Below are 16,907 nucleotides of genomic sequence, written 5' to 3' on the forward strand. Positions count from 1 at the left end.
CTACTTTGTTTAAGAAAACAAGGATGTAGGGTACACCTACCTGACGGCTTAATAAAATATGTTCACGAGTTTGTGGCATGGGACCATCAGCAGCACTAACAACCAGGATGGCTCCATCCATTTGGGCAGCACCAGTGATCATGTTCTTTACATAATCCGCATGGCCCGGGCAGTCAACATGGGCATAATGGCGATTCGGTGTTTCATATTCAACATGTGCTGTTGAAATGGTGATTCCACGTTCTCTTTCTTCTGGGGCTTTATCGATGTTTTCGAATGCTACCGCTTCCCCTGTTCCAAATCGTTTGTTTAATACACATGTAATGGCCGCTGTTAATGTTGTCTTGCCATGATCGACATGTCCAATTGTTCCAACATTTACATGTGGCTTATTTCTTTCAAATTTTGCTTTTGCCATTTGTTCTTCTCCTTAAAATTTATTTTAATAATTTCGTTATTATTTTCGACCTTCAATTATTTCTTCTGAAACACTTTTAGGTACTGCTTCATAATGCGAGAATTGCATAGTGGAAAGGCCACGGCCTTGCGTTTTACTTCTTAATGCAGTTGCATATCCAAACATTTCTGACAAAGGTACCATCGCTTTGACAATCTGAGCGCCGCCACGCATTTCCATTCCTTCAATATGGCCTCGTCGAGAACTGATATCCCCGATAACATCGCCCATATATTCTTCTGGAATTACTACTTCCAGAGCGAATATCGGTTCCAGGATTACAGGATCAGCTTTTCTCATACCATTCTTAAATGCCATCGATCCGGCAACTTTAAATGCCATTTCCGATGAATCCACATCATGGTAAGATCCGTCATAAACAATTACTTTTAAATCTAATACCGGATAACCAGCCAATACACCGTTACGCATTGCTTCGACAATCCCCTGATTAATTGGGTTGATAAATTCTTTTGGAATTGAACCCCCAACTGTTTTGTTTTCGAAAACATATCCTGTCCCTGGTTCAACTGGTTCCATATGAATTAAACAATGTCCATACTGACCACGTCCACCAGATTGACGGGCAAACTTACCTTCAGCATCAACCGCTTTGGTAATGGATTCTTTATACGCTACCTGAGGAGCGCCAATATTGGCTTCGACCTTGAATTCTCGAAGCATCCGATCGATAATAACATCCAGGTGAAGTTCGCCCATACCTGAAATAATCGTCTGACCTGTTTCTTCGTCAGTTCTGATTCGGAATGTTGGATCTTCTTCAGCCAGTTTCGCTAAAGCGGTACTCATTTTTTCCTGACCAGCTTTTGTTTTTGGTTCAACAGCAACATGGATTACAGGTTCCGGGAATACCATCGATTCTAGCACAATCGGTGCTGTATCCACACAAAGGGTGTCCCCTGTGGTTGTGTCTTTTAAACCAACTGCTGCCGCAATGTCCCCGGTATAAACGGTTGAAATCTCTTCCCGATGATTTGCATGCATTTGCAAAATACGTCCAAGACGTTCTCTTTTGTTTTTGGAAGAGTTGAAAATATAAGAACCGGAATTAATAGTTCCTGAATAAACTCTAAAAAATGCAAGCTTGCCTACAAATGGATCCGTCATGATTTTGAAAGCCAACGCTGAGAATGGTTCTTCATCACTTGCGTGTCGAACTTCTTCTTTCTCAGTTTTAGGATTAATTCCAGTAATTGGAGGAACATCCAATGGTGATGGCATGAAGTCAACTATTGCATCCAACATTGGTTGAACACCTTTGTTTTTATAGGATGAACCGCATACAACCGGAACTATTTCATTATTCAATGTTGCTAAACGAATAGCGGCCTTAATTTGATCAACACCAACTTTTTCGCCTTCAAGGAATTTCTCCAAAATCGCTTCATCGTAATCCGAAATGGATTCGATCATTTTTTCACGGTATTCAGCAGCTAATTCTGCCATATCTTCTGGAATATCAACAATCTCAATGACTTCGCCTAAATCATCTTTATAAATTTCGGCATTCATTTGAATCAGGTCGATAATTCCGATAAAATCGCCTTCTTTACCGATAGGTAATTGAATTGGAACAGGATTCGCGCCTAAACGATCCTCCATCATATCCAGTACATTATAAAAATCTGCTCCGGTGATATCCATCTTATTGACATATGCCATTCTTGGAACATTATATTTATCGGCTTGTCGCCATACTGTTTCTGATTGAGGTTCAACGCCACCTTTTGCACAAAATACAGATACAGCACCATCAAGAACTCTTAGTGAACGTTCTACTTCGACGGTAAAATCAACGTGTCCTGGCGTATCAATGATATTGATACGATTTTCTTTCCAAAAACATGTTGTTGCTGCTGAGGTAATGGTAATACCTCTTTCCTGTTCCTGTTCCATCCAGTCCATTTGAGCTCCACCATCGTGGGTTTCTCCAATTTTGTGAATTTTTCCGGAATAGAACAGAATTCTTTCTGTGGTGGTGGTTTTTCCTGCATCAATATGTGCCATAATACCTATATTTCTTGTTTTTTCTAAACTATAACTTCTTGACACAGATGCTTTCCTCTCTTATTTCAAATTTTGAATAAAGACTACCAACGATAATGTGCGAAAGCTTTATTTGCTTCTGCCATTGCGTGTGTATCATCTTTCTTCTTAACGGCTGCACCACTATTATTTAATGCATCCATGATTTCTCCAGCTAAACGATCTTTCATTGTTTTTTCTGATCGTTTTCTGGAATAATTAACTAACCAACGAAGACCTAAAGCTTGTTTTCGTTCGGTTCTTATTTCCATTGGAACTTGATATGTTGCACCGCCTACTCGGCGAGCTTTAACTTCTAAAACAGGAGTAATATTAGCTAGAGCTTCTTCAAACGCTTCCAGCGCATCTTTTCCGGTTTTTTCATTTACTTGTGTAAATGCATCATATACAATTTTTTGGGCAACCCCTTTTTTTCCATCTAACATAATATTGTTGACTAATTTTGTTACAACAATACTTCCATAGATCGGATCGGGTAAAACTTCTCTTATTGGAACAGGTCCTTTTCTAGGCACTTTACTTCCCTCCTTAACATTATTTTTATGTTCATCGGTACTCGACATCCAACATATTGTTGTTGTGCGTATTGCGTCTCTAACATATATCTGGTCTCGATCTTTTACGAGCGCTTTAATATGCAGCACTATGCACTACTACTTTTTAGGCTTTTTAGCCCCATATTTGGATCGAGCTTGTCTACGAGCATCTACACCAGCGGTATCGAGAGCACCACGGATAATTTTGTAACGAACCCCTGGTAAATCCTTAACTCGTCCGCCTTTGATAAGAACAATACTATGTTCTTGCAAATTATGGCCGATTCCTGGGATATACGCGGTAACTTCCATTCCGTTTACGAGACGAACTCTGGCAATTTTTCTTAATGCAGAGTTTGGTTTCTTTGGTGTGGATGTTCTAACTGCTGTACATACACCTCTTTTTTGAGGGTTTGCTTTCAACGCTGGAGTTTTTGTTTTAACTTCCTGACGTTTTCTTCCTTTTTTCACAAGCTGATTAATGGTAGGCATTTAGTCCTGCACCTCCTTTTATAAAATAATATATCAATAACCCGCTAAGGTCATTAATGACTTCATGTAAGGATTGGAAGTATCTCAGTAGAGACACTTCCAATCCCTTTTATTTAATTATTGCAATGACGGCTGCCCCACGGTCAATACCACCGGCTTTTCCAAGTCCTACCTTGGTGTCAACCCGCTCTATCGGTACATTATGATCGTTACAACAATCGACAATGCTTTTTTTGATACTTTCGTCTGTATCTTCTGCTAAAACAACTTTGAGTGCTTTTTCTTCTTTCACAGCCTTAAGGGTTTGTTTCATTCCAATTACTTTTGAAACATCAACAAATTGATTCATACCGTTTCTTCTCCTTGCTGTTTATGTATCTCTTTAAACACGCCTATTAATTGTATATGTTTGAGCTCAAAATGTCAAGAATTATTCTTTTGTAAGAAAATCCAAATCAAAGATATCCAAATCCGTGATAATTGCTTCATCTGTTTCTTCTTGCGTTTCTTCTACGTGAGCATCCAGAATCTCATCATCAAAAACAATATCCAACATTTCGTCGCTTTCATCTGGTGCGATAAAGACTTCATCAGTCTCTTCTTCTTCACGTTCATAGATCAACTCGATATCAGCATATCTTTTGACGCCGGTACCGGCTGGTATCAGTTGTCCAAGGATAACATTTTCTTTTAATCCAACAAGCGGATCAACTTTGCCCTTTATGGCTGCGTCCGTAAGAACACGGGTAGTTTCCTGGAATGATGCGGCCGACAAGAATGAATCTGTCGCTAATGAAGCTTTTGTTATCCCCAATAACTCACGGGTTGCTGTTGCCACTTCTAAATTTTCTTCCGTTGCTATTTTGTTTTCTTCTTCAAAGTTAAAAATATCAACCATACTTCCAGAAAGAAGTTTTGTATCACCAGGATTTTCAATTTTAACTTTTCTTAACATCTGGCGAACAATCAATTCAACATGTTTATCGCCAATGTGAACCCCTTGCATACGGTAAACTTTTTGTACTTCCTGGAGTAGATATTGCTGAACATGATCAATCCCCTGTATTCTGAGAATATCACTTGGATTTATGGAACCTTCAGTGATTTCATCCCCGGCTTCTACACTATCCCCGGTATGGACACGTAGCCGTGAACCATAAGGGATAAGATATACTTTCATTTCGCCGTCAGCTGCTGTGATAACCGCTTCAGTCTTCTTTTGGGTATCCTGAATTTCTACGCGACCATCAATTTCCGAAATAATGGCTTGCCCTTTTGGTTTTCGTGCTTCAAAAAGTTCTTCAATACGTGGAAGACCCTGGGTGATATCTTCAGCTGATGCAACACCCCCGGTATGGAATGTACGCATGGTTAACTGAGTACCCGGCTCTCCAATTGATTGAGCTGCGATAATTCCCACGGCTTCACCAATTTCAACGGGTCTCCAAGTGGTTAAGTCAACACCATAACATTTTTTGCATACGCCATGCTTTGATTGACAATTGAAAACTGCCCGAATTAGAACTTTTTCAATTCCCGACTTAATGATTGCTTCGGTCATTTCACTGGTAATGATTTCATTGGCTGGGGTAAGAATCTCACCAGTTTCAGGATGGACGACATCTTCAAAAGCATATCGGCCAACGAGTCTTTCTTCCAATGTTTCAATAATCTCACCATGATCATTAATTGTAGAAACTTCATATCCACGAGTTGTTCCGCAATCTTCTTCACGGACAATTACATCCTGACTGACATCAACAAGACGTCGGGTCAAATAGCCTGAATCGGCTGTACGAAGGGCTGTATCTGCAAGTCCTTTTCGCGCACCATGGGTGGACGAGAAGAATTCAAGAACATTTAGACCTTCACGGAAGTTTGAACGAATTGGTAATTCAATGATTCGACCAGTTGGATTGGCCATCAGACCACGCATACCCGCTAACTGACGAATCTGATTCTTACTACCTCGGGCACCGGAATCGGCCATCATATTGATTGGATTCCAGGCATCCAGATTATTTAAAAGTGCCTCTGTAACCTCATCAGTGGCGCTATTCCAAATTTCAATAACATTGTTATAACGCTCTTCATCGCTGATAAAACCTTGACGATATAATGTCAGATTTTCATCAATTTTATCATCGGCTCGCGATAAAATTTCTTCTTTATCCTCTGGAACCACCATGTCACTAACGCCGACTGTAATGGCACCTTTTGTTGAAAATTTAAAGCCGATGCCTTTTATTTCATCCAGAACCTCAGATGTTACAGTTGGTCCGAATTTCTTATAGCAACGATCAACAATTTCTGTTAGGACTTTTTTATTCACTTGTCGATCAATTTCCAAAGCGAATTTTTCCTCTAAAGTATCCCGTTTCACAAAGCCTAATTCCTGTGGAATAATGGTATTGAAAATGAATCGTCCCACGGTCCCATCTACTAATCGGGTAATTTGTTCGCCATCAATTTCTTTGGTACTGCGGACTTTAACTTGGGCATGCAACTCAACCTCATGATTGAAGTAAGCCATTTCCATCTCTTCCAAATCTCTGAACACGCTTCCGGTGCCTTTAACATTTTCCTTATATATAGTCATGTAGTAGGTACCAAGAATCATATCCTGAGTAGGCGATACAACCGGTGTTCCGTCTTGTGGCTTAAGAATGTTATTTGAAGCCAGCATTAGAAAACGTGCTTCTGCTTGTGCTTCAACTGATAACGGTACATGGACAGCCATTTGATCACCATCAAAGTCGGCATTGTAGGCGGTACAAACCAGAGGATGAAGTTTCATCGCTCTTCCCTCTACTAAAACCGGTTCGAAGGCTTGAATACCCAATCGATGAAGGGTCGGAGCTCGATTTAATAAAACCGGATGCTCTTGAATAACATCTTCCAAGACATCCCAAACTGCTGGGTCGAGCTTTTCAACCATTTTTTTGGCACTTTTTATATTTTGGGATAGATTACGTCCAACCAGTTCCTTCATAACAAACGGTTTAAAAAGTTCAATCGCCATTTCTTTAGGAAGTCCGCATTGGTACATTTTCAAGTTTGGTCCAACAACAATTACGGAACGCCCGGAATAATCAACCCGTTTTCCCAAAAGATTTTGACGGAAACGTCCTTGTTTTCCTTTTAGCATATCACTTAAAGATTTAAATGGACGGTTTCCCGGACCTGTTACAGCGCGACCGCGACGACCATTATCGATGAGCGCATCTACTGCTTCTTGAAGCATGCGTTTTTCATTTTGAACGATAATATCCGGTGCATCCAATTCTAATAGTTTCAAAAGACGATTATTACGATTAATCACGCGTCGATACAAGTCATTTAAATCCGATGTTGCAAAACGTCCGCCATCAAGTTGTACCATTGGTCGCAATTCTGGTGGGATAACCGGAATTGCTTCTAAAATCATCCATTCCGGACGATTGTTTGAATTTCGAAAAGCTTCGACAGCTTCTAAACGCCTGGCAATCCTTATTTTTTTCTGTCCGGAGCTTCCTTTGAGTTCTTCCTTGAGCACCGCCGATTCTTGATCGAGGTCAACCAATTTCAATAATTCCTGAATGGCTTCCGCACCAATATTAGCAGTAAATTTGTTTCCAAATTGTTTTTTTGCTTCTTTGTACTCTGATTCTGTGAGGATTTGTTTGTATTCAAAATTACTTTCCCCAGGATCGGTAACAACATAGGCTGCAAAATAAATGATTTTTTCTAAGTTTCTTGGTGACATTTCTAGAATCAGACCCATTCGACTGGGGATTCCTTTGAAATACCAAATATGTGAAACTGGCGAAGCTAATTCAATATGCCCCATTCGTTCACGTCTTACTTTTGATTTTGTTACCTCAACACCACAGTTTTCGCAGACAATGCCCTTATGGCGAATACGTTTATATTTCCCACAATTACATTCCCAGTCTTTCTGAGGTCCGAAGATTTTCTCGCAAAACAACCCCTCTTTTTCTGGTTTCAGGGTTCTATAATTAATAGTCTCCGGTTTTTTTACTTCCCCTCGTGACCACTCTCTGATTTTTTCAGGTGATGCCAATCCGATTTGTATGGATTTTAAAGTGAATTCCTCATTCAACAAATGGCTTCGCTCCCTTCTTTTATAAATTTATTCAACTTAAAATAAGTCGTCATCAGTATCATCAATGCTTTTAATTTGGAAGGAATCTTCCAATCGTACATCATCGCCCGCTTCTGAAATTTCCGCGCTGCCAATTTCAATCGCCAATTCTTCCAATGGATCACGTTCATCCATTTCATCATCAAGCTGTTTAAGCACTTCTTGATCATTGAGGATGTTAACATCCAATGCTAAACTTTGTAATTCTTTTATCAATACTTTAAATGACTCTGGGATTCCTGGTCGGGGAATGTTTTCACCTTTTACAATGGCTTCATAAGCTTTAACCCGTCCCACTACATCATCCGATTTTATCGTCATAATTTCCTGTAGGGTATGAGCTGCTCCATAAGCTTCCAGTGCCCAAACTTCCATTTCTCCAAAACGCTGTCCACCAAATTGGGCTTTACCACCCAAAGGCTGTTGCGTAACCAGAGAATACGGTCCGGTTGATCGGGCATGCATTTTATCATCAACCAGATGATGCAGCTTAAGCATATACATATAGCCAACAGTTACCGGATTATCAAAAGGTTCTCCGCTACGTCCATCATAAAGCTGGATCTTGCCATCTTGCGGCAAACCGGCCTGATCGAGCAACTCCATGATATCATCTTCGTTAGCAGGGTCAAAAACCGGGGTGGCAATATGCCAGCCGATGGTTCTCATAGCGAGTCCCAAATGGACTTCCAGAACCTGTCCGATATTCATACGAGACGGAACCCCCAGCGGATTAAGACAAATCTCCAATGGTGTTCCATCAGGCATAAACGGCATATCTTCTTCAGGAAGGATTCGGGAAATAACCCCTTTATTTCCATGACGACCAGCCATTTTATCGCCGACTGATATTCTTCGTTTTACCGCAATAAGAACTCGTACCAAGGTATTGACACCCGGTTTAAGATCTTCATCCTTATTTTCGCGAGAAAATACTTTTACATCCAAAACAATTCCTGATTCTCCATGAGGAACTTTTAAGGAAGTATCCCGTATTTCACGAGCTTTTTCTCCAAATATTGCTCTTAAAAGTTTTTCTTCAGCAGAAAGATCAGTTTCCCCTTTAGGGGTAACCTTTCCAACCAGAATATCTTCAGATTTAACCTCTGCACCAACAAAAATAATGCCGCGTTCATCCAGGTTCTTTAAAGCATCTTCACTGACATTGGGAATATCTCGTGTGATTTCCTCTGGTCCAAGCTTGGTTTCCCGTGCTTCTGCTTCAAATTCTTCAACATGTATCGATGTAAACACATCTTCCTTGAGAAGTTTTTCATTGATCAGCATCGCATCTTCATAATTATAACCTTCCCAGGTCATAAATCCGATGAGGATGTTTCGACCAAGTGCCAGTTCGCCCATTTCAGTTGAAGGACCATCAGCGATGATTTCTCCTGCTTCAATGCGTTGCCCCTTGTCTACCAAAGGCTTATGATTCATACAGGTTCCTTGATTAGAACGTTTGAATTTCAAAAGGGTATATTTGTCTAATTCTCCCTCATCGGTACGAATATGAATGGCTGAAGCTTCAACCCGTTCAACAATTCCGGCATTTTTAGCAATCACACAGACGCCTGAATCATGAGCCGCCTTGCATTCCATTCCCGTTCCGATAATCGGAGCTTTGGGAATCAGCAGCGGAACTGCCTGACGTTGCATGTTCGCTCCCATCAGGGCTCGGTTAGCATCATCATTTTCAAGGAAAGGTATAAGGGATGTCGCTACCGAAACAACCTGTTTTGGTGAAATATCCATATAATCGACCCGATCCGGTGGAATCAGTACAAAATCACGCATGCTTCCGGCACGACCGGTAACCTGTTTACGTTCAAAACGGTTGTTTTTATCTAACGGTTCATTCGCCTGGGCAATGGTATAGCGCCCCTCTTCATCAGCCGCCAAATAATGAATCTCATCTGTTACAACCCCGTCATATACTTTACGATAAGGCGCTTCAATGAAACCATATTCATTCACTCGGGCATAGGTACTGAGGGAACCAATCAATCCAATGTTAGGACCTTCAGGCGTTTCAATCGGACACATACGGCCATAATGGCTATGATGAACATCACGCACTTCAAATCCCGCCCGTTCACGGCTAAGACCACCTGGTCCCAATGCTGACAAACGTCGTTTATGCGTTAATTCTGCCAATGGATTCGTCTGATCCATAAATTGCGAAAGCTGTGAACTTCCGAAAAATTCTTTTAATGCCGCATTGACCGGACGCGTATTAATTAACCCTTGCGGGGTCAGAATTTCATCATCCTGGACCGACATTCTTTCACGTACAACGCGTTCCATTCGGGATAATCCGATTCTGAATTGGTTTTGAAGAAGCTCCCCAACTGATCGCAGACGACGGTTTCCCAAATGGTCAATATCATCAATAGCTCCGATATCATAATCGAGTCCAATGATATAACTAATTGACGCATGAAGATCTGAAATCAGCACATGTTTTGGAACTAGCTCGTCCATGCGTTTTTTGATGGATTTCTTTTTTTCCTCATCAGTCATATCGGATTCTAAAATTTCTTTAAGTACTTCATAACAAACATGTTCTTTGATCTCAAGATCACTGATATCAAAAGGAATATCTTGGACATTAATATCGACAAAACCATTCCCGATAACTCGAACATTTTTATCATCGACTCGGACATCAACCACATTGATACCGGCATTTTGAATCTGTATCGCCACCTCAATGGAAATGATATCGCCTTCTTCAATGTAAACTTCTCCTGTTTCAGGATCAATAATTGTATTGGCTGCCCGTTGACCGGCAATTCGAGTTGCAAGTGCCAATTTTTTATTATATTTATGTCGGCCGACTTTAGCTAAGTCATATCGTCGATCATCAAAAAACATCGAATTAATCAGGGATTGAGCACTTTCTACTGTTGGTGGTTCACCTGGTCTCAGTCTTTTATAAATTTCAATGAGTCCATCCCGGGTTGATTTCATATTATTATTTTCATCTTTTTTTATGGTTTCAATTAATCGATAATCATCCCCATAGAAATCAAGAATTTCTTGATTTGTTCCTAATCCTAAGGCCCGGATAAGGGCTGTGATTGGCAGCTTACGGGTACGGTCAATTTTAACATACATAATATCGTTAGAATCTGTTTCATACTCCAGCCACGCACCACGGTTTGGAATAACTTGCGCCGAAAATAATTTCTTTCCAAGTTTATCACGACTTAAAGAATAGTATGCCCCTGGTGATCTCACCAGCTGGCTGACAATAACACGTTCTGCTCCATTAACGATGAAGGTTCCTGTCTCTGTCATTTTATGCAAATCGGCCATATAAACCTTTTGCTCTTTAACTTCATTTTTTTCCTTATTAATTAAACGGACTGTTACTTTTAAAGGAATAAAGTAGGTTTGATCCCTCTCTTTACATTCCTCTACCGAATACTTTGGTTTACCCTCAATGGAATAATCCACGAATTCCAGAACTAAATTTCCGGTGTAGTCTTCGATTTTATCAATATCATCAAAAACCTCTTTTAATCCTTTTTGAATGAACCATCGGTATGATTCTTTCTGAACCTCGATCAGGTTCGGCATTTCAATAACTTCTTTGATTTTAGAAAAGCTTTGGCGTATTCTTAAGCCAGTTTTTTCAGGATGCAACATTACCATCCAATATCACCCCTCGCACAATACTCAGCAACGGATCACCCAGTAAGAGACCGCTGTCTCTCCTTTTGGCATCCCTAATTTGCCTGTTGTTTTTCATCTCTCCTTGTGTTATGATTAGCAAGTAATCAATTTCATATGCATTAGATTCAGCCTTACTTCCCCTTTGATCAGTTTGTAATTGCGGAATCACTGCTAGGCTATTGTTTCATTGGAAATCAATGACAAGGACGCCTGATAATCTTATTTTTAAAGATACCAATGCAATTTAATATGCTATCATAAGATTATCTGTTTGTCAATTTTTTTGAGCGCCTTTTTTTAAATAATTAAGCCTTCCCATTCATTTTGGGAAGGCTTTGTTTTTATATAAACCAAAATAGCAAACACAATTATTATAAATATTTTTTAAGTCGGTATTTCTTTTTAGCTTTTTTGCTCTGCTCTCTAAGAATCGTACTTAAAAACTCCTGGGTTCTTTGCTCCCGAGGATTATTAAAAATATCTTCCGGTGTTCCCTCTTCCAGTATTTTACCTGCGTCCATAAATAGAATCTTATTCGCAACTTTTCTGGCAAAATCCATTTCATGGGTTACAACCACCATGGTCATATGCTCATTGGCAAGACTTTGCATAACATTTAATACTTCACCAGTCAGTTCAGGATCCAGAGCCGATGTCGGCTCATCAAAAAGGAGAATATCAGGATTCATCATCAATGCCCGAGCGATTGCCACCCGTTGCTTTTCTCCGCCTGATAAAGTCGAAGGCATCGCGTCAATTCGTTCTAACAAACCAACCTTTTCCAAATAAGTTTCACAGCGCTTATTCATTTGAAGTGGTTCTTCTTTTTTTACCACTTTTGGTGCCAGTTCTAAATTTTGTCGCACGGTGAGATGGGGAAAAAGATTAAAGTGTTGAAAAACCATTCCCATTCTAATGATAATTTCCCGAATCTCTTGCACACTGGGATAAACGCCAGATTTAATCAACGGTTTTCCTTCCATAAAAACATCTCCGCTATCAGCCTTTTCCAAATCAATCAGACAGCGAAGCAAGGTGGATTTTCCCGAACCGGAAGAACCGATGATTGCTACCACATCGCCTTTGTTCACGGTAAACGAAATATCGTTTAGTACATGATGATCTCCAAAACTTTTATTGAGTTTATTTACTCTTATTATTTCCATGTTGCCCCCCTAAAATTCATATTTCTTTTCAAGTTTCTTGAATACCATGGTAATAACAAAATTGATCAGCAAGTATAATATGGCGGCAACAATAAAAGCAAACGTATTTCCGTCTCGATTGACGGCAGTTTTTGCATAGTGCAAAATTTCAGCCACTCCAATTACCGTAACCAGAGAGGTATCTTTTACCAGCGTAATGGTTTCATTGGTGATCGATGGTAAACAAACACGAATCATCTGTGGAACAACAACCCGCGTCATGGTTTCAAATTTTGTCAATCCCAATACCTTTGCTGCTTCATACTGACCCTTGTCAATGGCAAGCAACCCGCCCCGAAAGATTTCCGCAAAATAGGCGGCATAGTTCATTCCAAAGGCGATGCAGGCGGCCGTAAATCGGCCAAAAATAAAAAATTGACCAAAAAAAGGCAATAACGGCAGTCCAAAGTAAACAAACATCAATTGGAGCAGCAATGGTGTTCCCCGCATGACGTAGATATAGGCATCAGCAAATGCTTTTACTGGTTTAATTTTACTGCGAACCATTAGGGTAAAAAGAAACCCCAGTGGAATTGAGCATACAAAGGTAACCGCAAAGATGCTGAGGGTAATAACCATTCCTTGTAACATCGGTAAAGTAATATTTGATAAATAAGTTAAAAAATCTGACATAATCATTCTCCTGAGAAATAAAATAAAAAAGGAGCTGTTGTGAAAGCCCCTTTCTAATAATTAATTTATTTAGAAATTATGGTTTGTAAATAATGTCTTCACCAAACCATTTTGTCGAAATGGTAGCCGCCGTTCCATCAGCAATCATAGCATCGATAGCATCCTGAAGTTTTGTTAGCAATTCAGTATTGCCCTTTTTAACAGCAACACCATAGAGCTCTGGTGACAGACTTTCATTCAAAATAGTGTACGCAACATTTTCAGATTTGATGTAGTAACGAGCGACAACCGAGTCAACGATGACGGCATCAATTCGGCCAATTCCTAAATCACTGAGTGCCGAAACATTATCATCATATTCATTCATCGCAGCTGTTTCTTTGCTGATTGGGTCAGCCATGTAGGCATCATAGGCCGAAGATCCTTTTTGAAGACCAATATTTTTACCGGCTAAATCAGCCTTTGTTTTTATACTCGAATCACTTTTAACAACAATTACCTGATCGTTTTTAAGATAAGGTTTTGTGAAATCCATGGCTTGTTTACGTTCATCCGTTATGGTTAATCCATTCCAGATAACATCAATATTTCCAGAATCAAGTTCTAATTCCTTAGTGTCCCAATTAATTGGCTGAAGGACAACTTCCATTCCCATCCGCTTCCCAGCCTCTTTGGCAAGATCTACATCAAATCCAACGATTTCATTTTTATCATCTCTGAAACCCATTGGCGGGAAAGAATCATCTAAACCAACAACAAAAGTCTTATCATCATTTTTTGCAGTTGTATTACTATCTGTTTTGGCAGAACTGCTGCAACCTGCGAATAAACCAGCGACAAGAATGACGGTAAGCGTTAAAACAAGTAGTCTTCTTTTTTTCATTCCTTTTTGTTCCTCTTTTCCTAATATAATTACGAAGCCATTATACACTTTATCACAGTGCTTTGCTAGTCCTTTGCATTAAAATCCGATATAAATTTTCGCACAAAAAGCATAACTCCAGATCTCTCTCAGAAGTTATGCTTTTTCTATTTTTAGCGTTTTGATAAGCCTAATTAATTATTTCCTTTTTTCCTAAGCCAATAAACGAGTTTCACTGCTTCATACCAAATTACCGATAAGACGGCGATACCGGCAGCCATAAAAAACTGCTCGATTGTTAATGGCGACAACTTTAAAAAGCCACTTAAAGGGGTGTATAAAATTATCAAAATTCCGCCAATCGTTCCGATATTGATCGCCCACATGACTTTATCCTTGATCAGACGCTTCATTGACTGAAAAACAAAGTCCTGATTGGAACTGTTGACCTGTACCAAAACCAAATTGGCCAGCATGATGATAACCAACCCCATGGTTCTCGCCAGCGGTGTATTTCCCTGCCCCAGAAACATAAAGTAGGTTCCAAAGGATGTCCCAAAAATGACCAATCCTTGAATTACACTTTTTGCTAAAGTTTTTCCCGGGATAATACTTTCATTGGGATTTCTTGGTTTTCGATCCATGATATCATGCTCAGCCGGCTGTCGTTCTAAAACAATGGAACAGGTCGGATCAATAATAAGTTCTAATATTACGACATGAAGCGGGAGTAAAAATAAATTAGCTGTTGTAACACCTAGAAGCGGTGCAAACAAGCAGGAAAACGCGATCGGAATATGAATGGTGAACACATATCCTACCGCTTTTCGAATATTATCATATATTCGTCTGCCATCTTCAATGGTCGATACAATAGTAGAAAAGTTATCATCCAGTAAAATGAGATCGGCTGCTTCCCGGGAAACTTCTGACCCGCGTTTACCCATGGCAATCCCGATATCTGCCGTTTTAAGTGCCGGGGCATCATTAACCCCATCCCCCGTCATGGCCACAACCTCGCCATTGGCTTTAAAGGCTTTAACAATTCGCATCTTATGCTCTGGCACAACTCTGGAAAAGATACTCACATTTTTAACTTTTTCCTGCAATACCTCATCAGACATAAGGTTTAATTCATCCCCGGTAATAATATGATCGCAATTCGGTATGCCAATCTGTTTGGCAATACTACTGGCCGTAATGCCATTATCCCCAGTGATCATAACAACTCGAACGCCGGCTCTGGTACAATTTTTGATATCTTCCTTAACGGCTTCCCGCGGTGGATCGGCAAGGCCAACAAGGCCCAATAAATTTAACTTTGCTTTTGTAATCGTTTTGGGGATTTCAGCTTCAGTCTGGGGCTTCATGACGCCCACTGCGATAACACGTAACCCTTTTTTTGACATTTCTGCGATTTTATCATTAACTTCCAGGCGTTCCTGATCCGTTAATATGCAAATTGTCAGCATCCTTTCTGGCGAGCCTTTGGCTGCGACGATAATTTCTCCATCATGATGCCAGACATGACCCATCATTTTTAATTCATTGGTAAACGCATATTCCGTAATTAATTCTCCGCCAAAAAGATGCTCTTTGGAAAAGCCACATTTTTCACAATAACGGACCATGGCCTTTTCCATCGGATCATAGGCTTCTGTTTCGCATCCAAGACCCATCATCTCGCAGAGTTCGTCTTCATCGGAATTTCGGGCCCAAATATCCGTGACTGTCATTTGATTCATGGTAATCGTACCGGTTTTATCCACACAAAGTACTGAAACAGCCCCTAGCGTTTCCACTGAAGGCAGTTTGCGCACCAGTGAATTTTTCTTGGCTAATCGCCAGGCACCCATGGATAAAAACACCGTGAGAATGACTGGAAATTCCTCAGGTATCATGGCCATGGCCAAAGTAATTCCCGATAAAATACTTTCAATGATACGATCCTTGAAAAGATGTTCCGGGATATTAAAATAAGTGATCACCCCGACTAATGCACAAAGAACCGCAGCAATGCCCGCACATAGTTTTACAAGGCTTCCTGTTTGTTTTTGTAACGGCGTCGGTTTTTCTTCGGCTGAAGCGACACTGGTTCCGATTTTTCCGTATTCCGTTAGCGCGCCAATTTTATCAACAAGGACATGAGCATTTCCCTGCGTAACAAGCGTACCGGCATAGCAATAGTCTCTTCGCCAATAATCGGCCGATTCCTCGGCGTTATCAACGGTGACTTTCCAAACACCTTCCGCCTCCCCGGTTAAGGATGATTCATCCACGCAAAGATCATTAGCCTTAATAATTTCACCATCCGCGGGTATTTTAACCCCTTCGGCGATGATCATCGTGTCTCCCGGCACTAAATCCACACTGGCAATAATCAGTTCTTCACCATCACGAATAACGGTGACGTGTGGTGCGGACAGTTCTTTTAACGCATTTAAAGTCTTATCTGTTTTCCACTCCTGGAGCACATCAATACTGATAATGCCGATAACAAAAATCAGCATTACCGCGCCATCTCGGGGTTCACCTAAAACGAAATAGATAATAGCTGCAACGATCAGTAATAAAAACATCGGCTCAGCAATAATATGGAGCGTTTTAATGAAAAAGCTTTGTTTCTTACCAGCAGTTAATTCATTTTTTCCATACTGCTCCTGCAGTGCCTGTGCATCCTGAGTAGTTAAACCCATTTTTTTGTTTGTAGTCATGAAAATTACCTCCGTTTTTCATTTCTTCCCATTTTTTCATGATTTTAACCCTCTTTATGTCGCATAGTTTTCTTAGATTTCAATTTTTGTCCAAAATTTAGGTATAAAAAGAGCAC

General features: G+C 40.2%; 11 protein-coding genes. All 11 read right to left on the minus strand.

The window, feature by feature from the left end; translation table 11 throughout:
- Positions 1–418: GTP-binding protein (locus tag FZC40_RS11865; RefSeq protein WP_148604593.1), on the minus strand; the 418-nt coding region annotated here is incomplete at its 3' end.
- A 39-nt stretch (positions 419–457) separates the two neighbouring features.
- A complete protein-coding gene (gene fusA / locus FZC40_RS11870) occupies positions 458–2,530 on the minus strand; it encodes an elongation factor G (RefSeq protein ID WP_148604595.1) in 2,073 nt (690 codons plus the stop codon).
- Positions 2,531–2,568: 38 nt separating this feature from the next.
- A complete protein-coding gene (gene rpsG, locus FZC40_RS11875) occupies positions 2,569–3,039 on the minus strand; it encodes a 30S ribosomal protein S7 (protein WP_148567560.1) in 471 nt (156 codons plus the stop codon).
- Positions 3,040–3,177: 138 nt separating this feature from the next.
- Positions 3,178–3,552, minus strand: coding sequence for a 30S ribosomal protein S12 (rpsL, locus tag FZC40_RS11880; protein WP_148567559.1), 375 nt, complete (start codon positions 3,550–3,552; stop codon positions 3,178–3,180).
- Positions 3,553–3,661: 109 nt separating this feature from the next.
- Complete coding sequence (locus tag FZC40_RS11885; RefSeq protein WP_148604597.1) at positions 3,662–3,901, minus strand: ribosomal L7Ae/L30e/S12e/Gadd45 family protein; 240 nt, start codon at positions 3,899–3,901, stop codon at positions 3,662–3,664.
- Positions 3,902–3,982: 81 nt separating this feature from the next.
- Complete coding sequence (gene rpoC, locus FZC40_RS11890) at positions 3,983–7,654, minus strand: DNA-directed RNA polymerase subunit beta' (protein WP_243135809.1); 3,672 nt, start codon at positions 7,652–7,654, stop codon at positions 3,983–3,985.
- A 39-nt stretch (positions 7,655–7,693) separates the two neighbouring features.
- Positions 7,694–11,350, minus strand: a complete 3,657-nt coding sequence (gene rpoB / locus FZC40_RS11895) for a DNA-directed RNA polymerase subunit beta (protein WP_186843848.1) — start codon at positions 11,348–11,350, stop codon at positions 7,694–7,696.
- A gap of 398 nt (positions 11,351–11,748) precedes the next feature.
- Positions 11,749–12,543, minus strand: a complete 795-nt coding sequence (locus tag FZC40_RS11900; RefSeq protein ID WP_148604603.1) for an amino acid ABC transporter ATP-binding protein — start codon at positions 12,541–12,543, stop codon at positions 11,749–11,751.
- A 9-nt stretch (positions 12,544–12,552) separates the two neighbouring features.
- Positions 12,553–13,215 (minus strand): amino acid ABC transporter permease, encoded by a 663-nt coding sequence (locus FZC40_RS11905; RefSeq protein WP_148604605.1) that lies wholly within the window; start codon positions 13,213–13,215, stop codon positions 12,553–12,555.
- A 76-nt stretch (positions 13,216–13,291) separates the two neighbouring features.
- Entirely contained in the window at positions 13,292–14,098 is an 807-nt protein-coding gene (locus tag FZC40_RS11910) for an amino acid ABC transporter substrate-binding protein (RefSeq protein WP_148604607.1), read from the minus strand.
- Positions 14,099–14,271: 173 nt separating this feature from the next.
- Positions 14,272–16,791 (minus strand): cation-translocating P-type ATPase, encoded by a 2,520-nt coding sequence (locus tag FZC40_RS11915; protein WP_148604609.1) that lies wholly within the window; start codon positions 16,789–16,791, stop codon positions 14,272–14,274.
- Positions 16,792–16,907 lie beyond the last annotated feature (116 nt).

It is taken from the genome of Acetobacterium tundrae (genome assembly GCF_008086615.1).
Lineage (GTDB): Bacteria > Bacillota > Clostridia > Eubacteriales > Eubacteriaceae > Acetobacterium > Acetobacterium tundrae.